23 protein-coding genes are annotated in these 22183 nt (G+C 62.0%); 3 read left to right on the plus strand and 20 right to left on the minus strand.

Annotated features, from left to right (window positions below; all coding sequences use genetic code 11):
* The 13 genes from lepA to VF285_RS14465 all read right to left on the minus strand — a co-directional run.
* Positions 1 to 1646: translation elongation factor 4 (gene lepA, locus VF285_RS08205; protein WP_346952133.1), on the minus strand; the 1646-nt coding region annotated here is incomplete at its 3' end.
* Positions 1647 to 1736: 90 nt separating this feature from the next.
* The gene (locus VF285_RS08210; RefSeq protein ID WP_346952134.1) at positions 1737 to 3218 is read right to left on the minus strand and encodes a DegQ family serine endoprotease; all 1482 of its coding nucleotides are present in this window, start codon (positions 3216 to 3218) and stop codon (positions 1737 to 1739) included.
* 23 nt (positions 3219 to 3241) lie between these two features.
* On the minus strand, positions 3242 to 4207 hold the full coding sequence (locus VF285_RS08215) for a MucB/RseB C-terminal domain-containing protein (RefSeq protein ID WP_346952135.1): 966 nt from the start codon (positions 4205 to 4207) through the stop codon (positions 3242 to 3244).
* Between the two features lie 53 nt (positions 4208 to 4260).
* On the minus strand, positions 4261 to 4770 hold the full coding sequence (locus tag VF285_RS08220; RefSeq protein ID WP_346952136.1) for a sigma-E factor negative regulatory protein: 510 nt from the start codon (positions 4768 to 4770) through the stop codon (positions 4261 to 4263).
* Positions 4771 to 4779: 9 nt separating this feature from the next.
* A complete protein-coding gene (gene rpoE / locus VF285_RS08225) occupies positions 4780 to 5379 on the minus strand; it encodes an RNA polymerase sigma factor RpoE (RefSeq protein ID WP_346952137.1) in 600 nt (199 codons plus the stop codon).
* A 34-nt stretch (positions 5380 to 5413) separates the two neighbouring features.
* Entirely contained in the window at positions 5414 to 6643 is a 1230-nt protein-coding gene (fabF, locus tag VF285_RS08230) for a beta-ketoacyl-ACP synthase II (protein WP_346952138.1), read from the minus strand.
* Positions 6644 to 6780: 137 nt separating this feature from the next.
* Entirely contained in the window at positions 6781 to 7020 is a 240-nt protein-coding gene (acpP, locus tag VF285_RS08235; RefSeq protein WP_346952139.1) for an acyl carrier protein, read from the minus strand.
* Between the two features lie 134 nt (positions 7021 to 7154).
* A complete protein-coding gene (gene fabG, locus VF285_RS08240; protein WP_346952140.1) occupies positions 7155 to 7895 on the minus strand; it encodes a 3-oxoacyl-ACP reductase FabG in 741 nt (246 codons plus the stop codon).
* A 1-nt stretch (position 7896) separates the two neighbouring features.
* Complete coding sequence (gene fabD, locus VF285_RS08245) at positions 7897 to 8829, minus strand: ACP S-malonyltransferase (RefSeq protein ID WP_346952141.1); 933 nt, start codon at positions 8827 to 8829, stop codon at positions 7897 to 7899.
* Positions 8830 to 8839: 10 nt separating this feature from the next.
* Positions 8840 to 9814 (minus strand): beta-ketoacyl-ACP synthase III, encoded by a 975-nt coding sequence (locus VF285_RS08250; protein ID WP_346952142.1) that lies wholly within the window; start codon positions 9812 to 9814, stop codon positions 8840 to 8842.
* 21 nt (positions 9815 to 9835) lie between these two features.
* On the minus strand, positions 9836 to 10894 hold the full coding sequence (gene plsX, locus VF285_RS08255; RefSeq protein ID WP_346952143.1) for a phosphate acyltransferase PlsX: 1059 nt from the start codon (positions 10892 to 10894) through the stop codon (positions 9836 to 9838).
* 22 nt (positions 10895 to 10916) lie between these two features.
* The gene (gene rpmF, locus VF285_RS08260; protein WP_346952144.1) at positions 10917 to 11099 is read right to left on the minus strand and encodes a 50S ribosomal protein L32; all 183 of its coding nucleotides are present in this window, start codon (positions 11097 to 11099) and stop codon (positions 10917 to 10919) included.
* A 76-nt stretch (positions 11100 to 11175) separates the two neighbouring features.
* A complete protein-coding gene (locus tag VF285_RS14465; protein WP_414648099.1) occupies positions 11176 to 11709 on the minus strand; it encodes a YceD family protein in 534 nt (177 codons plus the stop codon).
* Between the two features lie 134 nt (positions 11710 to 11843).
* Between VF285_RS14465 and VF285_RS08270 the strand changes: the two genes are divergently transcribed.
* Together VF285_RS08270 and VF285_RS08275 are read left to right on the plus strand one after the other, a co-directional pair.
* Positions 11844 to 12431 (plus strand): Maf family nucleotide pyrophosphatase, encoded by a 588-nt coding sequence (locus VF285_RS08270; RefSeq protein WP_346952146.1) that lies wholly within the window; start codon positions 11844 to 11846, stop codon positions 12429 to 12431.
* A 10-nt stretch (positions 12432 to 12441) separates the two neighbouring features.
* The gene (locus tag VF285_RS08275) at positions 12442 to 13149 is read left to right on the plus strand and encodes an SAM-dependent methyltransferase (RefSeq protein WP_346952147.1); all 708 of its coding nucleotides are present in this window, start codon (positions 12442 to 12444) and stop codon (positions 13147 to 13149) included.
* 102 nt (positions 13150 to 13251) lie between these two features.
* On the opposite strand, the gene VF285_RS08280 is transcribed toward VF285_RS08275, so the two are convergent.
* Together VF285_RS08280 and VF285_RS08285 are read right to left on the minus strand one after the other, a co-directional pair.
* Entirely contained in the window at positions 13252 to 13983 is a 732-nt protein-coding gene (locus tag VF285_RS08280) for an HAD-IA family hydrolase (RefSeq protein ID WP_346952148.1), read from the minus strand.
* Positions 13980 to 14945 carry an RluA family pseudouridine synthase gene (locus VF285_RS08285; RefSeq protein WP_414648100.1) on the minus strand — a complete coding sequence of 322 codons (966 nt, stop codon included), beginning with the start codon at positions 14943 to 14945 and terminating at the stop codon, positions 13980 to 13982. Before VF285_RS08285 ends, VF285_RS08280 begins: the two co-directional genes overlap by 4 nt.
* A gap of 481 nt (positions 14946 to 15426) precedes the next feature.
* On the opposite strand from VF285_RS08285, the gene VF285_RS08290 reads away from it, so the two are divergent.
* Entirely contained in the window at positions 15427 to 18243 is a 2817-nt protein-coding gene (locus VF285_RS08290; protein WP_346952150.1) for an Rne/Rng family ribonuclease, read from the plus strand.
* Between the two features lie 108 nt (positions 18244 to 18351).
* Here the strand turns inward: VF285_RS08290 and VF285_RS08295 are convergent, their stop codons facing one another.
* The 5 genes from VF285_RS08295 to trpA are packed head-to-tail and all read right to left on the minus strand — an operon-like array spanning position 18352 to position 22179.
* Positions 18352 to 19302 (minus strand): VOC family protein, encoded by a 951-nt coding sequence (locus VF285_RS08295; RefSeq protein ID WP_346952151.1) that lies wholly within the window; start codon positions 19300 to 19302, stop codon positions 18352 to 18354.
* Between the two features lie 17 nt (positions 19303 to 19319).
* Positions 19320 to 20156, minus strand: coding sequence for a fumarylacetoacetate hydrolase family protein (locus VF285_RS08300; protein ID WP_346952152.1), 837 nt, complete (start codon positions 20154 to 20156; stop codon positions 19320 to 19322).
* Positions 20157 to 20186: 30 nt separating this feature from the next.
* The gene (locus VF285_RS08305) at positions 20187 to 20468 is read right to left on the minus strand and encodes a hypothetical protein (RefSeq protein WP_346952153.1); all 282 of its coding nucleotides are present in this window, start codon (positions 20466 to 20468) and stop codon (positions 20187 to 20189) included.
* Positions 20465 to 21349, minus strand: coding sequence for an acetyl-CoA carboxylase, carboxyltransferase subunit beta (gene accD / locus VF285_RS08310; RefSeq protein ID WP_346952154.1), 885 nt, complete (start codon positions 21347 to 21349; stop codon positions 20465 to 20467). Before accD ends, VF285_RS08305 begins: the two co-directional genes overlap by 4 nt.
* Positions 21346 to 22179, minus strand: a complete 834-nt coding sequence (gene trpA / locus VF285_RS08315; RefSeq protein ID WP_346952155.1) for a tryptophan synthase subunit alpha — start codon at positions 22177 to 22179, stop codon at positions 21346 to 21348. The genes accD and trpA overlap by 4 nt, the downstream gene beginning before the upstream one ends.
* Positions 22180 to 22183: the final 4 nt, after the last annotated feature.

Consider the following 22183-nt stretch of genomic DNA (forward strand, 5'->3'; position numbering starts at 1 on the left):
ACATTCTTGCGCAAGGCCTTCACATTCTCGCGGGCAATGACCTCGGCGCCGATGGCCGCCTGGATGGCGATATCGAACATCTGGCGAGGGATCAGGCTGCGCATGCGGGTGACGACGTCCCGACCCCGCGCGCGCGCATTGCTGCGATGCACGATCATCGAGAGCGCATCGACGCGATCCCCATTGATGAGCAGATCGACGCGCACGACGTCGGCCGCGCGATATTCCTTGAACTCGTAATCCATGGACGCATAGCCGCGGGACACCGACTTGAGGCGGTCGAAAAAATCGAGCACGATCTCGGCGAGCGGGATTTCGTAGCTCAGGTGCACCTGACGGCCGTGGTAGCTCATGTTGAGCTGCACACCCCGCTTGTTGGTACACAAGGCCATGACGGGCCCGACGTATTCCTGCGGCATGAAAAGCGTCACCGTCATCACCGGCTCGCGGATTTCATGGATCTGCCCGACCTCGGGCATGCGCGATGGACTGTCCACCCTCAACACCGTGCCGCTGCCATCCACGACTTCGTAGACCACCGAGGGCGCCGTCGTGATGATGTCCATGTCGAATTCGCGCTCGAGCCGCTCCTGCACGATATCCATGTGCAGCAGCCCCAGGAACCCGCAGCGGAAACCAAACCCCAGTGCCTGGGAGACCTCGGGTTCGAACTTGAGCGACGAATCGTTCAGGCTGAGCTTTTCAAGGGAATCGCGCAGCTGATCATAGGCGCTGGACTCGACCGGGTACACGCCGGCAAACACCTGGGGCTTGACCTCTTTGAACCCAGGCAAGGCCTGCGCGGCGGGGCGCGGTGCCAAGGTTACGGTGTCACCCACCTTGGCATGCTGCAGCTCTTTGATGCCGGCAATCACAAAACCAACCTCGCCCGCCTTCAGCACGTCGCGCGGCTGTGACTTGGGTGTGAATACGCCCAGTTGCTCGCACAAATGGGTGGCGCCGGTCGCCATGAGCAGGATTTTGTCCTTGGGGCGCAAAGTGCCGTTGACGATACGCACCAGCATTACTACACCGACGTAATTGTCGAACCAGGAGTCGATGATCAAGGCCTGCAGCGCTGCGGAGGGGTCGCCTTTCGGTGCCGGCACGTGGGCCACGATGGCCTCGAGGATTTCATCGATGCCCTGCCCCGTCTTTGCGCTGGCCAGGATGGCACCCGACGCATCGATGCCGATGACGTCCTCGATCTCGGCGGCGGCGCTATCGGGATCGGCCGACGGCAGATCCATCTTGTTCAGCACGGGCAGTACTTCGACGCCCAGCTCGATGGCGGTATAGCAGTTGGCGACCGTCTGGGCCTCGACTCCCTGGGAGGCATCGACCACCAGCAAAGCGCCTTCACAGGCCGACAACGAGCGGCTGACTTCGTACGAGAAATCGACGTGGCCCGGGGTATCGATCAGATTCAGCTCATAGACGCGCCCGTCCGCAGCCTTGTATTGCAGCGCTGCCGTCTGCGCCTTGATCGTAATGCCGCGCTCACGCTCGATATCCATCGAGTCGAGAACCTGTGAGGACATCTCGCGATCTTGCAAGCCACCGCAACGCTGGATCAGGCGATCGGCCAGCGTGGACTTGCCATGGTCGATGTGCGCGATGATGGAAAAGTTGCGGATAAGGTCCATACAGAAAAGGTCACCCTAAATAAGGAAGGGGACGCCGCAGGGCGCCCCCTTTCGTTCAGCCGGTATTTTACCGGTTTAACGCAGCGCGCATCATTCAGGTTTGATGATCACCCATTGCGATTGCTGATCACGGCTAACCAGCAACACTGCCGGACGGGACTTGCTCAAGCCTTTCACCACCTTGGCAAATTGCTCGGGGCTGGTGATGTCGGTGTCGTTGACCCGCAGGATGATGTCGCCCTGCTGGATTCCGGCGTCAGACGCCACGCCGTCGGCCTGCTCGACCACCACCCCTTGATGACTGCCAGCATCGGCTGGCAATGCCTTGACGATGAGCCCGAGGCGGTCTGCCTTTTCAGGAGCCGGCGAGGATGCGGACGACGTGGCAGCGGCAGCCTGATCGGTCAGTTCGGCAATCTTGGCCTTGAGGTCGACCGTCTTGCCCTTGCGCCAGACCTGCATGGTGACTTCTGTCCCCGGCTGCGTTGCCCCGACCATGCGAGGGAGATCGGTCATGTGCGCAATCTTTTTCCCGTTGAAGGAGGTGATCACGTCACCCGGATGCACACCTGCCTTGGCAGCCGGACCATTGGGCGCCACGCTGCTCACCAGCGCACCTTCTGCCTTGGGAAGACCCAGTGCCTTGGCCACGTCGTCCTGGACTTCGGTGATCTGCACGCCAATCATGCCCCGCGTGACCTTGCCATGCGCCTTGAGCTGATCAACCACCCGCATCACTTCATCGATAGGAATGGCCAGCGAAATACCCATGAAGCCGCCACTGCGCGAAATGATCTGGGAATTGATCCCTACCACCTGCCCTGCGAGATTGATGAGCGGGCCACCCGAGTTTCCAGGATTCACCGCGACATCAGTTTGAATGAACGGCAGATAATCACCGGTATCCCGATTGATGGCACTGACGATACCGGCCGTGACGGTTGAATCCAGACCGAACGGGGAACCAATGGCGAGTACCCATTGACCTTTCTTGAGTTTGTCGGAATCACCCAACGGCAAGGGTTTGAGATCCTTGGCGTCGATTTTGAGCAATGCGATGTCGGTGCGCTTGTCGGTGCCAATGACCTTGGCCTTATATTCCTTGCCATTGGTCATGGTGACGAAAATCCCATTGGAATTATCGACCACGTGATTATTGGTCAGAATATAGCCATCACTGGAGATGATGAATCCGGAACCAATTCCGCGCGGCACCGTACGCTCTTGAGGATGTGCCTGCTTGGGTTGCGAATGCGGCTTTTGTTGCTGCTGCGGAGAGCCATACCCCGGCGGCACAAAATCAGGCCCAAAAAACCAGCGGAAAAGATCGGAGGGATCGCCTCCCGGCCCCATGGTCGGACGACGCACGGGGACCGCCTCGGTCGTGCGGATATTGACGACCGAGCCTTCCGTTTCTGCAACAACCGACGTGAAATCAGGCAAGGCGACGGTCGGTATGCTGGTTTCCGCCTGCGCCGCCGTCGCGGGGAGCACGGCAGCCATCATCAAGCCAGCCGCTGCGCCGGCAACCACCCGCTTGACGGCGGGCATGCTGGGCAAATTGAAAGCCATGGAATTCTCCTAGAAAGCAATTTTCAATGGGCGGCCTGTGGCACATACTGAACGGCTCGGGCCACTTCGCGCACCGTTTGCGCGGGGACCTCCCCGACAGCCGTCAGCCAATAAGACGCCAGACGCAATCGATAAATATTCAGAGCACCCTGGCGCATGCCGCCTTGTTTGACGTTTTGATCGCGTTTCGGGTCAAAGGTTTCAATGAAAATCGAAATCGCTGCCAGGCCGTCGGATAATACCAGCTGATCCACCCCGTGACTGGGCCCGATTTTGCGCGACAACTGGACCACAGGTGCGAAACCGGCGGGTAACGAGAATCGCCAGCCGCGCGCCTGCAGGTCAGTGGGCGTACCGGATTCAGTTTCAGTCTTCCAGCCTTGAGTATTCCAACGGGAATCCAGCGACCCGGATGGCACGTCAGTCCCCAACCGTATGCTGCCGAAGGCAATCTGGTCGATCAGGTGCCCGCGTGCATCCAAGGTCTGCCACTTGAGCAGAAGATGCGTCTTCTGGTCGGTACAGATGCGATAGCTGTAGCGCAAATGGTCACGCGCCAACAGTTCCGAAACCGAGCAATCACGGCCGGCCACACGATATGAACGACCCGAGGGCTTCCATTCGTAGTGCTGGGCGATGGTATGTCCGTCTCCGAGCATCAGGCCGGGAAAATGATCGCTGCGAGCTGGCTGCACCACCACCAGCTTGTGATCGGGCTGCAGGCAGCGTTCAACGTCGTTCTGGCGCAGGCACTCGCGCGCAGGACCATCGAGGACTTCAAGGCGTTCGCGCTCGCCCGTCCCATCGACAACGTGCACCAGGCGGGCCGACTGGATGGCCGCCCCCTGCTGATAGATATAGACGCCGGAATAATCCAGTGTGCGTGCTGCAGCCTGAACCTGGCTGAGAAAATCGGAGATTTTGGCGGGTGACGGCTGCGCCGCGACGGCTGGCGCAACGAACCCGCAGAGAAGCCATACGAGGCCCATGCCCCGCACCCATTGCCGCAACGGACTCGACGAGGGCGACGCTAGGGCGCCCATCAGTGCGACCCCATCCCGTCGTAAGAGACCTGACGTACCGGCCCTGCCCCTGCCATAGCCTGATGCGCGGCCATGTAATCGGCAAGCGCCGGATCGGCCGGCTGGCTGGATTCATCCACCTGGGCCAGAACTGGCTGGCCATCCGAGGCTTCCGCGCCACCAAAAAACGCCGGGCGGGCCATCCAGACGACGGAAACCACCGCAGCCGCAACCGCCATGCCCGAGAGACTGACACGCCACAGGTGACGACGCGTCAGCGGCGCAGGCGCCACGATGGGAGGCTCGGCATCCAGCGCTGCGGATACGCGCGCATGAAATCGGGCGGAAGGCTGAATGGCAAGGTCGTCGCTGCGCATCACGTCGCCAATCAGGTGGTAGGTATCCCAGATCTGGCGCGCGTGGGGACTGTCCATCTGGTCGAGGCGCAGGTCTTCCTGACCGTCCATCCAGGCGGACACGGATGCTTCCCAGTTATCTTCCACGTGTTGAGATTCATGGCGCGTATTCATGATGACTCCTTACCAGCGATGCTCCGAACCCTGCCCCATGACAGGCCGCAGCCGGGCAGCAATCGCTTCGCGCGCCCGAAAGATGCGCGAACGCACGGTTCCAATCGGACACTGCATGGTGCTGGCAATATCTTCATAGCTCATCCCTTCGATTTCTCGCAGCACGATGGCCGTGCGCAAGTCTTCGGGCAAGGCCTCGATGGCCTCGTTGACGGTACGGGCAACCTCACGACTGGCCAACACCGACTCAGGCGTGCTCTCGTCGCTTAGGCCATCAATTTGGTCAAAAGTTTCACCATCGTCTGTTTCGAGTGACGTCACGGTGACTGGGCGCCGGAAACTGGCGCTCTGCCAATTGCGTGCTGTGTTGATGGCAATCCGATACAACCACGTGTAGAACGCGCTTTCGCCCCGGAACTGCGGCAATGCACGATACGCTTTGATGAAGGACTCCTGCGCGACGTCTTCGACCTCGGAGGGATCGTGAATCATGCGCGAGAGCAGGCGCATGATTTTCCGCTGATACTTGATGACCAGAAGGTCAAAAGCCCGCCGGTCCCCGTTCCGTACGCGCTCCACGAGCGCGAGGTCAACCTCGCGCTCGGTCATGCGGGCTCCTTGGCCATATCGGGGAGCGGGCCGCTCAAAAGCGACTGACGATCATCGAACCATTGGTCCCACCAAACCCGAATGAGTTCGACAAAGCCACGTCGATTTTCATATCGCGCGCTTCGTTGGCGCAGTAATCCAGATCGCATTCCGGATCCTGGTTGAACAGATTGATAGTCGGAGGCGAGACCTGGTGATAGACCGCCAACGTCGTGAATACCGCCTCGATACCCCCCGCAGCCCCCAGCAGGTGGCCGGTCATGGATTTCGTGGAATTGACCACCAGTTTGCGCGCATGATCGCCGAAGGCCAGCTTCAGGGCCTCGGTCTCGTTCTTGTCACCCAGTGGAGTCGAAGTGCCATGCGCGTTCACATAGCTGATTTCGTCCAGGTTCACACCGCTGTTGTGCAGGGCATGCAGCATGCCCCGGCGCGGCCCATCCTGATCGGGGCTGGTGATGTGATGCGCGTCGGAGCTCATGCCGAAGCCACGGAATTCTCCGTAGATGCGAGCACCACGACGCCGCGCGTGCTCGTATTCTTCGAGCACCACTACCCCGGCGCCTTCCCCGAGGACGAATCCGTCCCGGTCACGATCCCAGGGACGTGAAGCCGTGGTCGGATCGTCGTTGCGAGTGGACAGGGCACGCATGGCGGCAAACCCCCCCATGCCCAATGGGGAGACGGAGCTTTCAGCCCCGCCCGCCACCATGACGTCGGCATCGCCGTATTCGATGAGACGCGCAGCATCACCAATGGAGTGCAGCCCCGTCGTGCAGGCCGAAACCACTGCATAGCTGGGGCCCTTGAGCCCGAGAAGAATGGACAATTGCCCCGAGATCAGATTGATGAGAGAAGCAGGGACAAAGAAGGGCGAGATACGCCGTGCGCCCCGCTGGAGGTACTCGATCTGCGTCTCTTCGATGCGCGGCAGGCCACCGATGCCCGAACCGATGATGGTTCCGCAGCGGTCTGCATTGGCTTCGGTGATTTCGAGCCCCGAGTCACGCCACGCCTGAACCCCAGCGGCGACCCCATAATGGATGAAGGTATCCATCTGCTTGGCTTCCTTGGCACCCATGTAGTCGGTGACCCGGAAGTCCTTGACCTCGCCGGCGATCTGCGAACTGAGCACCGAGGCGTCAAAGCGGGTTACCCGCCCAATGCCCGACCGGCCATGGAGGAGATTGTCCCAGACGGTTGCCACATCATTGCCTACGGGGGACACAATGCCCAGTCCCGTAATGACGACGCGTCGTTTCACATACAGCTCCTGAAAATGAAAAGGGCGGCTTCATGGCAGGCCATCGCAATCGACCCCCGAACCGGGAGCCGAACGTGCTTCGCCATGAACCGCCCAGAGGCACCGGCCGCGGTGAGGCGCGACCGAAACGCCAATAATTACTGTTTGCTGTGCGAGGTGATGTAATCGACCGCCTGCTGCACCGTAGTGATCTTTTCCGCCTCTTCGTCGGGGATCTCGGTTTCGAATTCGTCTTCGAGGGCCATCACGAGCTCGACCATATCGAGCGAATCGGCACCGAGGTCGTCAAGGAAGGAAGATTCGTTTTTGATCTCTGCGTCGTTGACGCCGAGTTGCTCAGCGACGATCTTCTTGACGCGCTGTTCGATGCTTTCCATGCATATCTCCAGTTAGGAAAAATCCCGCGAATTATAGCCAAATGCGCCTGGCCGGGCAGCGGGCAAAAATATTTGAACGGATTTTACCTTAGATGGGCAGGCCCCGTTACGGTAATACCCCTAGGGGACATTCTTCACATGTACATGCCGCCATTGACGTGCAGGGTAGTACCCGTGACGTAGGCAGCCTGCTCGCTGGCCAGGTATGCGACCGCGTGGGCGATGTCGGCCGGCGAGCCCAGGCGGCCCAGCGGCACCTGCGACAAAATCGCCGCCGTCTGCGCTTCGGACAGGGACCGGGTCATATCGGTGTCGATGAACCCCGGCGCGACACAATTGACGGTCACTCCCCGGCTGCCGAGCTCGATGGCCAGGGCCCGAGACATGCCTGCGACGCCTGCCTTGGCTGCAGCATAATTGGCCTGACCGGCGTTACCGCTATAACCCACGACGGAGGTGATATTGATGATGCGGCCCCAACGCGCCTTCATCATGACCTTGGCCACGCCGCGCGACAGCCGAAAAACGGAAGACAGGTTCGTATCGAGCACCGCCGCCCAATCGTCGTCCTTCATGCGCAGAATCAGGCCATCACGCGTAATGCCGGCATTGTTGACCAGAATATGAGGTGCCCCCTGAGACGCCAGCTCGGCGAGCAAAGCGTCACAGGCCACCGCGTCATTGACGTTGAGCACGGCACCCCGCCCACCCTGCGGCGCCAGCGCCTCGGTGACGGCGAGCGCACCGGATTCGGAGGTGGCGGTCCCCACCACGGTGGCACCCTGAGCGGCGAGTTCAAGGGCAATGGCACGCCCAATTCCGCGCGACGCGCCGGTCACCAGGGCAATCTTGCCCGTCAATAAGGGTTCTGACATGTCAGCCTCGAAGAGCGTCCAGCGTCTGCCGCAGCGACGCCGGATCGGTGATATTGAAAGATTGAATATCGCGGTCGATCCGCCGGATGAGCCCCGACAGGACCTTGCCCGGGCCACACTCGACGATATGGGTGACACCCTCGCGTTTCATGGCCTGGATGGTCTCGACCCAACGCACAGGATGCCACGCCTGACGCACCAACGCATCGCGAATGCCGGCCGGGTCCCGCGGCTGCGCTACGTCGACGTTGTTGATGAGCGGAATCGCGGGACTGGACACAGCCACGCCCGCCAACGCTTGTGCCAGCACGCGGGCGGCAGGTTCGAGCAGACGCGAATGAAACGGAGCCGACACGGGCAACACCAGTGCCCGCTTGGCACCCGCTGCCTTGGCAAGTTCACAGGCACGTGCCACGGCCTCGGCATGGCCCGCGATGACCACCTGCCCTGGCGCATTGAAATTGACGGCTTCGACCGCTTGACCCTGCTCAGCCTGCGCGCACGCAGTACGCACTGCGTCATCGTCCAGCCCGATGATGGCGGCCATGCCGCCCTGCCCGACCGGAACAGCAGACTGCATGGCGTCGGCCCGTACCCGAACGGTGCGCACCGCATCCGCCAGATCCAGGGCCTGTGCCGCCACGAGTGCCGAGTACTCCCCCAGGCTATGCCCGGCCACGAGCTCAGGCGTCTGCCCCCCCGCCGTGCCCCAGGCACGGTACATCGCCACCGAACACAGCAGCATGGCCGGTTGGGTGTGTGTGGTCAGGTTGAGTGTCTCGGCCGGACCTCGTGCCACCAGGCCCGCCAGGTCTTCGCCCAGGGCCTCGTTGCCAATCTGAAGCGTGGCCTGCACGGATGCGTCGTCGGCCCAGGCATCCATCATGCCGACAGTCTGCGAGCCCTGGCCTGGAAACACGAATGCAATTTTCATCTTGTCGACCTTAAATTTTCACGAGGACAGAACCCCAGGTGAAACCGCCACCCACGCCCTGCAGCAGTACCGTCTGTCCGGCCTTGATACGCCCATCGCGCCAGGCCACGTCCAGCGCCAGCGGTACGCTGGCCGCCGAAGTGTTCGCATGGCGATCCAGGGTCACGATGAGCTTTTCTTCAGGCAGCTCCAGCTTGCGGCTGATGAAATTCAGGATACGCACGTTGGCCTGATGCGGCACCATCCAGTCGAGGTCCGACACGGCCATACCGGCATCGGCACAGACTTCTCGCGCCGAGCGGGCCAACGAGTTGACGGCCAGCTTGAACACCGCTTGTCCGTCCATGCGCAAAAAGGGGTCGCCCGTCACATGACCACCCACCACGTTGCCTGCCGCACACAGAATATGGTGCTGCGTGCCATCGGCATTGAGGCGTGCGGCCAGGATGCCGGGCTCGTCGGAAACACTGAGCACCACCGCACCCGCACCGTCGCCAAACAGCACGCAGGTGCGCCGGTCGCTCCAGTCGAGAATGCCGGAAAAGACTTCAGCGCCAATCACCAACGCATGATGTGCCCGCCCCGCCTGAATGAAGGCGTCAGCCGTGGCCAAGGCGTAGACAAAGCCGCTACAGACGGCCTGTACGTCGAACGCTGCGGCACCTGCGACCCCCAGATTGGCTTGCACCAGGCAGGCCGTGCTGGGAAAAATAAAGTCTGGAGTGGACGTAGCCACGATGATGAGGTCGATGTCCTCTGCAGCCACGCCCGCACTTTGCAGCGCAGCCCGTGCCGCCTCGGTGGCCAGAGCACTGGTCCGGGTTCCCGGATCGGCGATGTGCCGCTGGCGGATGCCGGTGCGCTCGACAATCCAGGCGTCGGACGTCTCGACCCCGCGCGTGGCCAGATCTGCTGCCAGAGCGTCGTTGCTGACAACATGCGGGGGCAGATAGCCCCCCGTTCCTGTGATCCTGGCGTAAGGCATAGGAATTCCGGAAAAAATGAATTAGGCAGACGGGCTGGACTGAACGGACACCGGCTCGGGCACACTCGCACGCAACGCATCCAGCCGCTGCCCGATGCCGGCCAGCAGGTCGTTTACAACGGCTTCTCGTGTGCGCCGCAATGCCTGGCCAAATGCATAAGCATCCGCCGACCCGTGACTCTTGAATACCACACCGCGCAGGCCCAGCAGCGCGGCACCATTGTAGCGGCGATTATCGACACGAGAACGAAAGCGCTGCAGGACCGGGGTGGCAACCAGCCCGGCCACCATGGTCAGCGGATTACGGCGAAATTCTTCGCGCATCATGGCGCCGATCATGCGCGCCAGGCCCTCGACGGACTTGAGGACCACGTTACCCACGAAACCATCGCAGACCACGACGTCCACGGTACCCTTGAAGATATCGTCGCCTTCGACATTGCCGTAGAAGTTCAGGCCGCTCGTGCGCAACAGCTCAGCGGCCTGCTTGACGACGTCATTGCCCTTGATGAGTTCTTCACCAATGTTGAGCAGCCCCACCCTGGGCTGGGCCTGGCCGTCCACAGTGGACACCAGGGCAGCCCCCATTAGACCGAACTGCAACAGGTGCTCTGCCGTGCAGTCGACATTGGCGCCCAGATCCAGCACCGTGGTGGCCCCACCCTGCTGGTTGGGGAGTGCCGTCGCGATCGCAGGACGGTCGATGCCGTCCAGCGTCTTGAGCACGTAGCGGGAAATCGCCATCCACGCACCTGTATTGCCGGCCGACAGCGCCGCGCTCGCGCGGCCGTCCTTGACCGCCTGTGCCGCCACCCGCATGGAGGAGTCTTTTTTGCGCCGCAGGGCAATCTCGACCGAATCGTGCATGGTGACGACTTCGGAGGCATGCACGATCTCGAACTGACCATCGAGCGCTGCATTCTGCTGCAACGACTCGCGGATCAGGGGCTCGTCACCCACCAGCAGGCAGCGGGTGTCAGGATGATTGCGGGCAAACGCCACCGCGGCCGGCACCGTGACGGGCAGGCCGTGATCGCCGCCCATGCAATCCACGGCGATAGTGATGTTGCGATCGGGCATCGATGCGAAATAAACGCAGCGATCAGTCGTCGTTCTTGGTCTTCAGAACCTTACGGCCACGATAAACGCCGTTGGGGCTGATGTGATGGCGCAGGTGCAGCTCGCCGGTGGTGGGCTCGATGGCCGTGGCCGGTGCCGATAGAAAATCGTGCGAACGATGCATGCCGCGCTTGGACGGGCTCTTTTTGTTCTGCTGAACAGCCATGATGACTCCTGGTTTCGGGGCCGCCCATTGTAAGGTAAGCGCGAACCCGCGTGTTGAATGAAAGCTTCGGTTTTCTTCAGTGTTTCTTTGGTTGCGTCTTCAGTTGGGTCCTCAGTTGCGCCAATGCCGCAAAAGGAGACGGATCGCGATCGTCAGGCCCCTCGTGCCCGCCCTCCGCATCAGGGCATGTTTCATGGTGTGGAGCAACCGGGAGCGCCAGAATCAGTTCGTCCTCGACAAGCGATTCGACATCCAGCAACGCATCCGCCACAAGGTATTCGACATCGCTTCCGCGACCTTCCGCCTCGAGCGCATCCATGGCCTCGAGCTGTGCAGCGTTATCAAGCAAGCCCAAGGTCGTGTCCACATGCAGCGTCAGATCAAACGGCGAAAGACACCGCTGACACACGACCCGCACCACCCCCTGCGCCCTGACGTCCAGCCACCGCCGGTAACCACGCCCCGCATCGACCCGCCCATCCAGCTGCCACTCAAAGCCACCGGGCTGATTTTCGGGCAACCCCTGGCAAAGACGCACACATGACAACGCAAAAAGGTGCCCCGAAAGGGCCCCCGAAGCGCTTGTAAAGGCCTGCGCATCAATGACCATTGATTTTTACAACAAAAGAAAACTCTAGATCATACTAGAGTACGCCATATGCGGTCAATTTCGAGCGGCAACAAAGCCCAAGAAGGCAAGGCGGCCCGCGGTACACTGGCGCCACTTCCATACGGCTTTCCGCCATGCAGCTCATCCTGGCTTCCAGCTCCCCTTACCGCCGCGAACTCCTGCAGCGCCTGGCACTGCCCTTCGAAAGCATCACGCCCGATATCGATGAAACACCGCACGCAGGTGAACGTCCAGCAGCGCTCTCGGTCCGGCTGGCGCGCGAGAAGGCGGCTCGAATCGCCCGCATGCATCCCGAGGCGTTGATTGTCGGTTCGGATCAGGTGGCGGATTTTAATGGCCAGCCGGTTGGCAAGCCAGGAGGCTTTGAAGCAGCGCACGCTCAATTGCAGCGCTTCAGTGGCCGCACGGTACTGTTTCACACTGCGTTGTGCCTTACGCAAGGAGCGCGCAGCGAAGCGGCACTGGTATCCACCGAATGCCGGTTTCTGACCTTGTCCGAGGCGCAGATCGACCATTATCTGAGCGCCGAGCAGCCCTTTGACGTGGCGGGCAGCGCCAAGGCGGAATGCCTGGGCATCGCACTCATGGAAAGTATCCGCAGCGACGACCCCACGGCGCTCATCGGGTTGCCGCTCATTGCGCTGTGCCGTCTGCTGCGAGGATTCGGAGCGGACCCGCTGCGACCTGCCCCTCCTGTCTGAAAGGAACATCATGACGACCCTGCATCTGATCCCGGTGGGCCTGGGCCAGGACGCTCACGAGCGCTGGTTGCCCCAGGCGGCCCGCGAAACCACTATTTCGCTGCGGTACTTTATCGCCGAAAACGCCCGCACAGCGCGTAGTTTCCTGAAGCAGGTGGGAACCCCAATCGCGCTGCAAGAGATTTCGATCGAGGCCCTGCGACCGGATACGCGGGCAGAGGACATCCGCGCCTGGCTGAAGGCGGTGCCCGTCGAGCAGGATGTGGGCTTGGTGTCAGAAGCAGGCTGCCCGGCGGTCGCAGACCCAGGGGCGCTGGTGGTGGCGCAGGCTCACCAGATGGGGATGCGGGTGGTGCCCTGGGTGGGACCGTCATCGATCATGTTGGGGTTGATGGCAAGCGGGCTGCAGGGGCAGCGATTCGCGTTTCACGGATATGCTCCGGTGAAGGGACCGGAACGTGATGCGCAGTTGCGGGCCTGGGAGTCGGTTTCGCATAAGCAGCAGCAGACGCAAATTCTGATTGAGACGCCGTACCGGAACGGAGCGATGTTCGAGGCGATGCTGCGGGTGTTGCGGGAGTCGACGCGGTTGTGCGTGGCGTGCGCGCTGACGTGTGACGATGAGTGGATTGCGACGCGGACGGTGGCGGAATGGAAGAAGGCAGGGATGCCGGATTTTGAGAAGAAGCCTTCCCTTTTCCTGTTCTTGGCTAGCTGAATTCTTGAGTTGCCCGATTCTTGGGCGGCTCGGCGTTCCTGGGCGGCTCAGCGGGCCCGAACGTGCACCCACCCCACGATGGCTGTGCCTGACGAGGGGGGCCTATACGTGGGCGCGTACCCAAGCTTGCATCTGGGGAACGGTCAGGGTGAGTGCGGTGGGAAGGGCCGACTTGAGTTCTTCGGGGGCGTGGGCGCCGTAGCCTACGGCCAGGCCATCTACGCCAGCGGCATGGGCCATCTGGATGTCGTGGGCGGTGTCGCCCACCATCAGTACGTCGCGAGCTTCGAGGTTCAGTTCCCGCATGAGCTGCTCAAGCATGTCGGGGTCGGGCTTGCCGCGGGCTTCGTCGGCACACCGTGTGGCTGCAAACAGCGGCGCCAGGCCAAGGCGGGCGATCTGGGCGTCGAGGCCTCGACGGCTTTTGCCGGTGGCCACGCCCAGGATGATTCCTTGGGTGTGCAGATCCTGCAGCAGCTGTTCCTGGCCAGGGAACAGATGGAGTTCGTGTTGCAAGCTCTGAAAGTGCTGTTTGTAGCAGGCGATGAAGGCGTCGGCGTTGTCGGCGCTGAGTTCGGGGACTAATCGATACAGCGCTGCCTGCAGCGAGAGGCCGATGACCCAGCCAGCTTCTTCGGGGCTGGGCTCGTGCAGTCCCAGGTCGCGACACGCGGCGATCAGGGAGCCGGTGATATGGTGGGTAGAATCCATCAGGGTGCCGTCCCAGTCGAAGATCACGGCCTTGTATTGTTTGGACCCCGCCGGGTCGGGCGTCGCAAGGTGCGCACGGGCCAAACCGGAAACGTCGGGCATGGGTGAGTCGGGTGAATTCATGGGCGGAGTTCTTGTGCTTCGAGCTGATCCAGCAGGCGCTGGCAGGCGGGCGGCAGAGGGGCTTCCAGAGTAAGGAGTTCGCCCGTGACCGGATGGGGGATTTCGAGGCTGAACGCGTGCAGAAACATGCGTCTAAAGCCTCGGGTGAAGAGCGCGGCGCGGATTTCGTCACGGCCGTATTTTTCGTCGCCGGCGATAGGATGGCCCTGGGCGGCCAGGTGCACCCGGATTTGATGAGTGCGACCCGTACGCAGCTCGGCCTCGAGCAATGACCACGCACCCCCGTAGCGGTGACGCAGGGTGACGATGGTATGGGCCGGCTTGCCCTCGGCGTCGACCCTGACACGCCGTTCGCCGGACGGTGTCAGGTATTTGAGCAAGGGCAGGCGCACGTGCTGGCGATCGTTGACCCAATCGCCCACGACCAGGGCCAGGTAGCGCTTGCGGCCTACGTGGTCACGCATCAGGTCATGCAGTCGTACCAGGGCCTTCCGAGTGCGGGCGATCATGAGTACGCCCGAAGTTTCACGGTCCAGTCGGTGCGCCAGCTCCAGCATGCGGTCTTCAGGTCGCGCGGCTCGCAATTGTTCGATGACACCAAACGAAACGCCGCTGCCCCCATGGACGGCTACTCCGGCGGGTTTGTCGATCACCAGCAAATGGGCGTCTTCGTACACGATGGGAAAAGCCGCAGGAGGTGCTGGCACCCGGGCGGAAGGATCGGGCATGCGCAGCGGCGGCACTCGAACGACGTCACCCACCGCGAGGCGTGTCTCGGCGCGGCAGCGCCCCCGATTGACGCGCACCTGGCCGTCGCGAATGGCCTTGTACAGGTGGCTTTTGGGGACTCCCTTGCAGACGCGCACCAGGAAATTATCCAGCCGTTGATCCGCGTTCTCATCAGTAATCGTGACCTGACGAACAACGGGCGGCTCAGCCGATGGAATCACTATTTTGCGCATGGGGGAAAGCGTCATATAATCGCAACAGCCTATAGAGGCCGGGAACTGTTTGACGTAGAGACACCAGAAAGGCATCTCCGTCAAACGGCAGGGTTGATAGTGTACTGCGCAGTGTTCCAGGTCTTCGGGTCTTCGGTCGCCGGCCTGTCCAGGTTCCGTGTATGTTTCTCGTATGAAATACAGGAATCGACAGCATGCCGCGTGCGACGTTGCAGATTTCTGCTCGCTCTTCCGCACCTGGCGTGGTTCTCAGTACGCGCCCGCAGTTCCCAGCAAACTTTTTGTCAATCACCATCGTGCCTTTGACCTTCCTGCTGCCAGAACCTCGCGCCAATCGGCGCGCCGTGCCCCATATCCGGAGGGTCGGCGCGGCTTAATTGGCTCGCACCGCCCATCTCCGCTGCAGACTGTAGCGTGACACACCGAGTGACCCGTGGCTGCGCGTCGAACCCGACGCGCCTTGACAACGGAGAACCCACTCATGAAACGCATGCTGTTCAATGCGACGCACCAAGAAGAACTACGCGTCGCGATCGTCGATGGCCAGAAGCTCATCGACCTGGACATCGAAACTGCCGGGCGCGAACAGCGCAAGGGCAATATCTATAAAGGCGTTATCACTCGTATCGAACCCGGGCTCGAAGCCTGCTTCGTGAACTACGGCGAAGAGCGCCACGGCTTTCTGCCGTTCAAAGAAGTCGCCCGCAGCTACTTCAAAGAAGGCGTGGACGTACGCTCCGCACGCATCCAGGATGCGCTCTCTGAAGGCCAGGAACTCATCATCCAGGTCGAAAAAGAAGAGCGCGGCAACAAGGGTGCCGCGCTGACGACCTTCATCTCGCTGGCTGGCCGCTATCTGGTGCTCATGCCCAACAACCCCCGAGGCGGTGGTGTTTCGCGCCGCGTCGAGGGTGATGACCGCCAGGAACTGCGCGACACCATGGATCAGCTCGAAGTCCCCTCGGGCATGAGCATGATTGCGCGCACCGCCGGCATCGGCCGGGGAGTCGAAGAACTGCAATGGGACCTGAACTACCTGCTGCAGCTCTGGACGGCCATTGACGCGGCCGCCCACGAAAACAAGGCTCCCATCCTGATCTACCTGGAATCCAGCCTGGTCATCCGGGCGATTCGCGATTACTTCTCGCCCGAGATCGGCGAAATCCTGGTCGACACCGACGACATCTTCGACCAGGCCACGGCCTTCATGGGCGTGGTCATGCCGGACAACGTCGACCGTGTCAAGCGCTACAACGACGATGTGCCGCTGTTCTCGCGCTTCCAGATCGAACACCAGATCGAAACGGCCTATTCGCGCACGGTCACCCTGCCTTCGGGCGGCTCCATCGTGATCGACCACACTGAGGCCCTGGTAGCAGTCGACGTCAACTCCGCACGCTCCACCCGCGGAGCCGACATCGAAGAAACCGCCACCCGAACCAACGTCGAGGCGGCCGATGAAGTCGCTCGCCAATTGCGCCTGCGCGACCTGGGCGGTCTTATCGTGATCGACTTCATCGACATGGAAGAGACCAAGAACCAGCGTGCAGTCGAAACTCGTTTGCGCGATGCGCTGCACTTCGACCGGGCGCGGGTTCAGATGGGCAAGATTTCACGCTTTGGCCTGATGGAACTCTCCCGCCAGCGCCTGCGTCCGGCCCTGAACGAAGGCTCGCATGTCACCTGCCCGCGCTGCACCGGCACCGGTGTCATCCGCGACGCGGAATCCAGCGCCTTGCACGTCTTGCGCTTGCTGCAAGAAGAAGCCATGAAGGAAGGCACTGCGGCCCTGCATGCACAGGTTCCCGTCGACGTGGCCACATTCCTGCTCAATGAAAAGCGCCACGACATCAGCCAGATCGAAGCGCGCCTGAAGGTCAACCTGGTCCTGATTCCGAACAAGAATCTCGAGACGCCGCACCATCACATCGAACGTCTGCGCCATGACGATCCGCGCCTGGACGAAAGCAAGACCAGCTTCCAGCTCGTGGAAGAGCCAGAAGAAAAGCTGGTCTGGCAACCCAACCGAGCCCAGGAAGCCAAGCCACGGCCCGAGGCACTGGTCAAGGGGATACAACCCACCCAGCCTGCGCCCCACCATGTCGAACGCGCCCCTAAAGAGACTGCCCCGGTTCCGGCCACTGCTCCCGCGGCATCCGCCGCTTCGGGCGGGCTGATCAAACGGCTCTTCGGCTGGCTTGCCGGCGCATCCGACGTTGCGCCCGCTGCGCCGGCCGAGACGCCTGCCACCCCGGCGGCCAAACCAGAATCGCAAGCCAGCCACCGGCGCGATCGCAGCGGACGCAACGGGAGGCGAGGCGAACGTCGCCAGGATGGCCGCGGCGAACGCACTGCACGCGCTGAAAAGAGCGAGCACACCGAGCGCGAAGAGCGCAGCGAGCGCCTGGACGGACGCCGCCGCCGCGAGCGTCTGCCCGAACGGCCTCACTCAGAGCGCGACACGGACGTCGAAACGGTTGCATCGGCCGCAGCGGAACCTCGCCCCGAGATCACCTCCACCGAAACCGGCGAACCCCGGCGCAGCCGCCGCAGCCGTGGCCGCAACCGCCATCGCCAGGACGACGCCACGTCGCAATCGGACGAACAGGTCAACGCATCGACGGACACCCCGGATGCCTCGCCCACTCCGGCTGCACAGCCTGAGGAGCCCAACGTCGCCGTTCCGGCTGCGGGTCCCGAGATCGACGTCGAGCCCGAAGAAACCGTCGAAGGCTTGGACCCGGAACGCAAGCGTCGCCGTCGTCGTGGCCGTCGTGGTCGCCGCGGCAGCGAAGCCGCCGAAGGGCAAGACAGCATCGACCAGACTTCCTCTGAAGAAACCGTCAGCACTCAAGAACCTGCGGCGCACGTGTCCCACGAAACACCGCGCTACGAGCCTGATGCTCTCACAGAAAGCGTGCCGGCCTCAGGGCCTGCAGAGGCCACCCAGCCCGCTGAGCCCGAGGTGACCGCACCTGAGTTCACGAGCGACGCTCTGGCAGAGACTGCAACTTCCGTGGAATCTGCACTCCCGCTGACGGCAGAGGCCCCATCGACCCCTGTCGTCACGCCGACAGCGCCAGTCGCGACGACGGTCGCCTCGGTCGCCACCGGCTCGGACATCGTGCTGCCGACGGCCGCACAGGCTCTGGAAGGGACACAGATGCACATGGTCGAGACCCGCCCGGGGACCGTCCAGCAGGCAGAACCGGTGACGCCGACCAAGCCGCTGGGTCGGGCACGCAAACCGCGTGCGGCCGTTCACGAAGAGCCCATGCAGCAGGTGGAAACGCACTGAGGTGCCACCGAAGCGAAGCCGAAGGTTGCCCTTCTGGGGGCGCCTTCAGCTTGAGACTCTTCGAACCGGGCCGCTGCCGCCAATCCAGGCGACAGCGGCCCGGTGCTTTCAAAGTTCGTAGTTCGTGATGAAATCGTCGGGCACGTCGGGCCCCCAGACGTAGAGCGAATCTTCAGGCGGGTAATCGCCAACGGGCCAATCTACGTTCGACGCGACATAATCGATGTCGAACGAATATTCGGCATAGCTGCCCCAAGGGTCACGGACGTAGCGGAAGTAGTTCGAGCCCAGGACATGGCGCCCTACCCCCCAGCCGCGCGCATGACCGGCCTGGGCCATCTGCTGAGACCCCAGGCCCACGTCGTCCAGGGACGCCACGTCCCAGCTGCTGTGATGCAGCCCGTAGCCGCTCGACTTCGCAATGGCGATCAGGTGATGGTCACTGCCATGGGGGGTGTGAATGAATGCAATGAGAGAGCCCGAGCGATCCGACAGGCTCAAGCCCAGCACCGTCTCGTAAAAGGCCAGCCCGCGATCCACATCCGGGGAAAACAGCAAAATATGCGACAGCCGGCGAGGCCTGACCTTCCAGATCTGGCTACGATGGGGCGAACGGCCCCGATCAATGTTCTCGGGGGGAAAGGTTCGTGAGGATTTCTGGTTGGGCGAGGTCTTTTCGGCCACCACGATCTGATGAGCCAGCCCGTCCGGCCCTTGAATCCAGAGGCCGTTTTCACCCGCCGCCTGCGGTGGCGCAGGAACCTGCGGTACGTGCAAATCACGGATACGGGCCGTGAACGCATCCAGATCACCGGAAAAAATGCCCCAGGTCACCCAGAGCAGCCGCTTGGCAGCGCCTGGCATCACCCGTCCCCATCGATGGGCATGGCCATCGGTATACAGACCCAGCGCGCCGTTCTCGTCGCGCACCTCCAATCCGAAGGCCTGGTAGAAAGTGCGTGCTGCCTCGAGATCAGGCACGCTGAACACGAATTCATGCACCGAATGCACCGCCAGCACACCGGGGCGGCGCGACGGACCATCGATCAAGGACTCCATCGCAATTCTCCGGAGAGCTATACCACTTTCTGGGTCTGCGTGCCCAGCTTGTCCATCGAGAGCGTCATCACGTCTCCCCGCTTGAGGTAGGCCGGCGGCTTCATGCCCAGACCAACCCCGGAGGGAGTGCCCGTCGTGACCACATCCCCTGGCAGCAACGTCATGAACTGGCTCAGGTACGACACCAGATACGCCACCGAGAAGATCATGTCGGCCGTGTTGCTGTGCTGGCGGACCTGCCCGTTCACCTTCAGTTCCATGGCCAAGGTCTGTGGGTCCGGAATCTCGTCAGTTGTGACCAGCCACGGACCGATGGGGCCGAACGTGTCAAAGCTCTTGCCCTTCACCCACTGCCCGCCCCGCTTGATCTGCCAGAAGCGCTCGGACACGTCGTTGGACAGGCAATAGCCCGCTACCAGACCCAGCGCCTCGGCCTCGGACACGTGGCGAGCCTCAGACCCCATCACGAAGGCCAGTTCGATCTCCCAATCGGTCTGCTCCGAGCCTTCAGGCATCTGGATGTCGTCATTGGGGCCGCTCAGGGACGTCAGTGCCTTGTTGAAGATCACAGGTTCGGTGGGAATCTCGAGACCGGATTCAATAGCGTGTTTGCGGTAGTTCAAGCCGATGGCCATGAACTGGCGGGTCCCCGCCACGGGCGTGCCCAGCCGCGGAGACCCGCTCACCAGTGGCAGCTTCGAGACGTCGACCGCATGCAGGGCCTGCAGGCCCGCGGGTGACAGCCGCTCCGGTGTCCAGTCCGAAACCAGTCCGGACAGATCGCGGATATGCCCCTGGGCATCCAGCATGCCCGGCTTTTCTGCGCCCTTCGAGCCATAGCGTAGCAATTTCATAAGTCATCCTTTATTGATTGAAATGAGATGTCAGCCCGCTTTACCGGGGTCCTTCACCGACTTGATGGTATCGATTTCCACGTTTTGCAGCGCCTCATCGACCCGTTCGACCCTGCGGATGTAGATGTTTTCCACAATGTCACGTGTCTGGGGGTCGATTTCGACCGGACCGCGCGGACTGATCCACTTTAGGCCTCTGGCGGCCGCGATGAAAGAGTCTTCTGTGACCTGACCATCCGTTTTCTTGAGGACCGCGTCGGCTGGTTCCGCTCTTTCGTCTTCGAGGTACTGTCGGAACCGCTCAAGGATCACGCCGACTGAGCGACGGTCTCGATAGGCTGGCGCGTGAAGAGTGCCAGCAGATGGGCCAGTTCAGACTGCAGCTGGCGGCGGTCAATGACCCGGTCGATCGCACCCTTGGACAGCAGCAATTCGGCCCGTTGGAAACCTTCGGGAAGCTTTTCGCGTACCGTCTGCTCGATGACACGCGGGCCCGCAAACCCAATGAGGGCATTGGGCTCGGCAATGACCACGTCTCCCATGAAGGCAAACGAGGCCGACACACCGCCCATCGTAGGATCGGTCAGGATGCTGATGTAGGGGAGCCCAGCATCCGCCAGCTGATGCAGCATGGAGGTCGTCTTGGCCATTTGCAGCAGCGAAAACAGGGACTCTTGCATACGAGCCCCACCCGTCGCCGTCACGCTGATGAACGGCATGCGCTTGTCGATGGCATGTTGGACGCCGCGCGCATAGCGCTCGCCCACCACCGAGCCCATGGACCCCCCCATGAACGAGAATTCGAAACAAGCCAGTACGGCGGGCACAGACAAAATAGTTCCCGCCATCACGATCAAGGCCTCGGTTTCTCCGGTCTGCTTCACCGCTGCAGAAATCCGCTCAGGGTACTTGCGGGAATCCTTGAACTTGAGCGGGTCCATAGGCCGGATCTGCGCGCCAATTTCTTCACGACCATCCGTATCCAGCAGGGAATCAATGCGCGCGCGCGCGCCCAGGCGCATATGGTGGCCACATTTGGGACACACGTTAAGCGTGGCATGCAGGTCCTCTTTGTACAGGACCGCCTCGCACGCGGGACACTTGACCCACAGACCTTCCGGGACACGCTTGGATGACGTGCCCGAAACACTGCGGTGAATGCGCGGAGGGAGGATTTTTTCAAACCAGCTCATGATTGACCTTTTTCGACATGTTCGATGGCGGCTCGCACACCGGCCAGCCATTGTGCGGCTGCCTGCACGGCTGCAAGGGGGCCTTTCTGTTCGGAAGCCTCTTGGATCACCTGAATGAGTTTGCTGCCGATGACGACGGCATCCGCATGACGTGCCAGCTGTGCCGCGCTTTCTGCATCACGAATGCCAAACCCGACCCCGATCGGAATCGATATCTGACGGCGAATGACGGCCAAATGACGGGCCACGTCGTCCGTATCCAGATTCCCCGCGCCCGTGACCCCTTTGAGGGACACGTAGTAGACGTAGCCACGCGCCAGGCGCGCGACGTCCCGCATGCGTGACTCGGTGGAGGTGGGTGCCAGCAAATAGATGGGGTCCAGCCCCGCCGCCTTCAGGTGGTCTGCGAACGTGGCAGATTCCTCAGGGGTGTAATCGACCACCAGTACCCCATCCACACCGGCCTGAGCCGCCCGCTGGATGAAAGATTCGGTGCCCATGCACTCGATGGGATTGGCATACCCCATGAGCACCACGGGAGTGACAGTGTCGTGCACGCGGAACTCGGCCACGACGTCCAGGACCCCAGCCAGACTCATGCCAGCGGCAATGGCGCGCTCGCCAGCCTGCTGGATCACAGGGCCATCGGCCATAGGGTCCGAAAACGGCACCCCCAGCTCGATGACGTCGGCTCCTGCCTGGACCAGCGCCTGCATGAGCGCCGGCGTGGGCCCCGCCAGAGGATCGCCTGCCGTCACATAGGGAATCAGCGCGGCGCGCCCGGAAAGGTTCGAAAAACGAGCCCCAAGACGGGATTGCAAACGGGTCATGACG

The organism is Castellaniella sp., from assembly GCF_036379515.1.
Lineage (GTDB): Bacteria > Pseudomonadota > Gammaproteobacteria > Burkholderiales > Burkholderiaceae_B > Castellaniella.

Coding starts and splice junctions, on each gene's coding strand:
- fabD (WP_346952141.1), bottom strand. CDS start 8,829: ATGAAAATTGCATTCGTGTTTCCAGGCCAGGGCTCGCAGACTGTCGGC.
- VF285_RS08290 (WP_346952150.1), top strand. CDS start 15,427: ATGAAACGCATGCTGTTCAATGCGACGCACCAAGAAGAACTACGCGTC.
- VF285_RS08210 (WP_346952134.1), bottom strand. CDS start 3,218: ATGGCTTTCAATTTGCCCAGCATGCCCGCCGTCAAGCGGGTGGTTGCC.
- accD (WP_346952154.1), bottom strand. CDS start 21,349: ATGAGCTGGTTTGAAAAAATCCTCCCTCCGCGCATTCACCGCAGTGTT.
- VF285_RS08250 (WP_346952142.1), bottom strand. CDS start 9,814: ATGCCTTACGCCAGGATCACAGGAACGGGGGGCTATCTGCCCCCGCAT.
- VF285_RS08270 (WP_346952146.1), top strand. CDS start 11,844: ATGCAGCTCATCCTGGCTTCCAGCTCCCCTTACCGCCGCGAACTCCTG.
- VF285_RS08280 (WP_346952148.1), bottom strand. CDS start 13,983: ATGAATTCACCCGACTCACCCATGCCCGACGTTTCCGGTTTGGCCCGT.
- acpP (WP_346952139.1), bottom strand. CDS start 7,020: ATGGAAAGCATCGAACAGCGCGTCAAGAAGATCGTCGCTGAGCAACTC.
- rpmF (WP_346952144.1), bottom strand. CDS start 11,099: ATGGCTGTTCAGCAGAACAAAAAGAGCCCGTCCAAGCGCGGCATGCAT.
- VF285_RS08295 (WP_346952151.1), bottom strand. CDS start 19,302: ATGGAGTCCTTGATCGATGGTCCGTCGCGCCGCCCCGGTGTGCTGGCG.
- rpoE (WP_346952137.1), bottom strand. CDS start 5,379: ATGACCGAGCGCGAGGTTGACCTCGCGCTCGTGGAGCGCGTACGGAAC.
- VF285_RS08300 (WP_346952152.1), bottom strand. CDS start 20,156: ATGAAATTGCTACGCTATGGCTCGAAGGGCGCAGAAAAGCCGGGCATG.
- trpA (WP_346952155.1), bottom strand. CDS start 22,179: ATGACCCGTTTGCAATCCCGTCTTGGGGCTCGTTTTTCGAACCTTTCC.
- VF285_RS08215 (WP_346952135.1), bottom strand. CDS start 4,207: ATGGGCCTCGTATGGCTTCTCTGCGGGTTCGTTGCGCCAGCCGTCGCG.
- plsX (WP_346952143.1), bottom strand. CDS start 10,894: ATGCCCGATCGCAACATCACTATCGCCGTGGATTGCATGGGCGGCGAT.
- VF285_RS14465 (WP_414648099.1), bottom strand. CDS start 11,709: ATGGTCATTGATGCGCAGGCCTTTACAAGCGCTTCGGGGGCCCTTTCG.
- VF285_RS08285 (WP_414648100.1), bottom strand. CDS start 14,945: ATGCGCAAAATAGTGATTCCATCGGCTGAGCCGCCCGTTGTTCGTCAG.
- VF285_RS08220 (WP_346952136.1), bottom strand. CDS start 4,770: ATGAATACGCGCCATGAATCTCAACACGTGGAAGATAACTGGGAAGCA.
- fabG (WP_346952140.1), bottom strand. CDS start 7,895: ATGTCAGAACCCTTATTGACGGGCAAGATTGCCCTGGTGACCGGCGCG.
- VF285_RS08275 (WP_346952147.1), top strand. CDS start 12,442: ATGACGACCCTGCATCTGATCCCGGTGGGCCTGGGCCAGGACGCTCAC.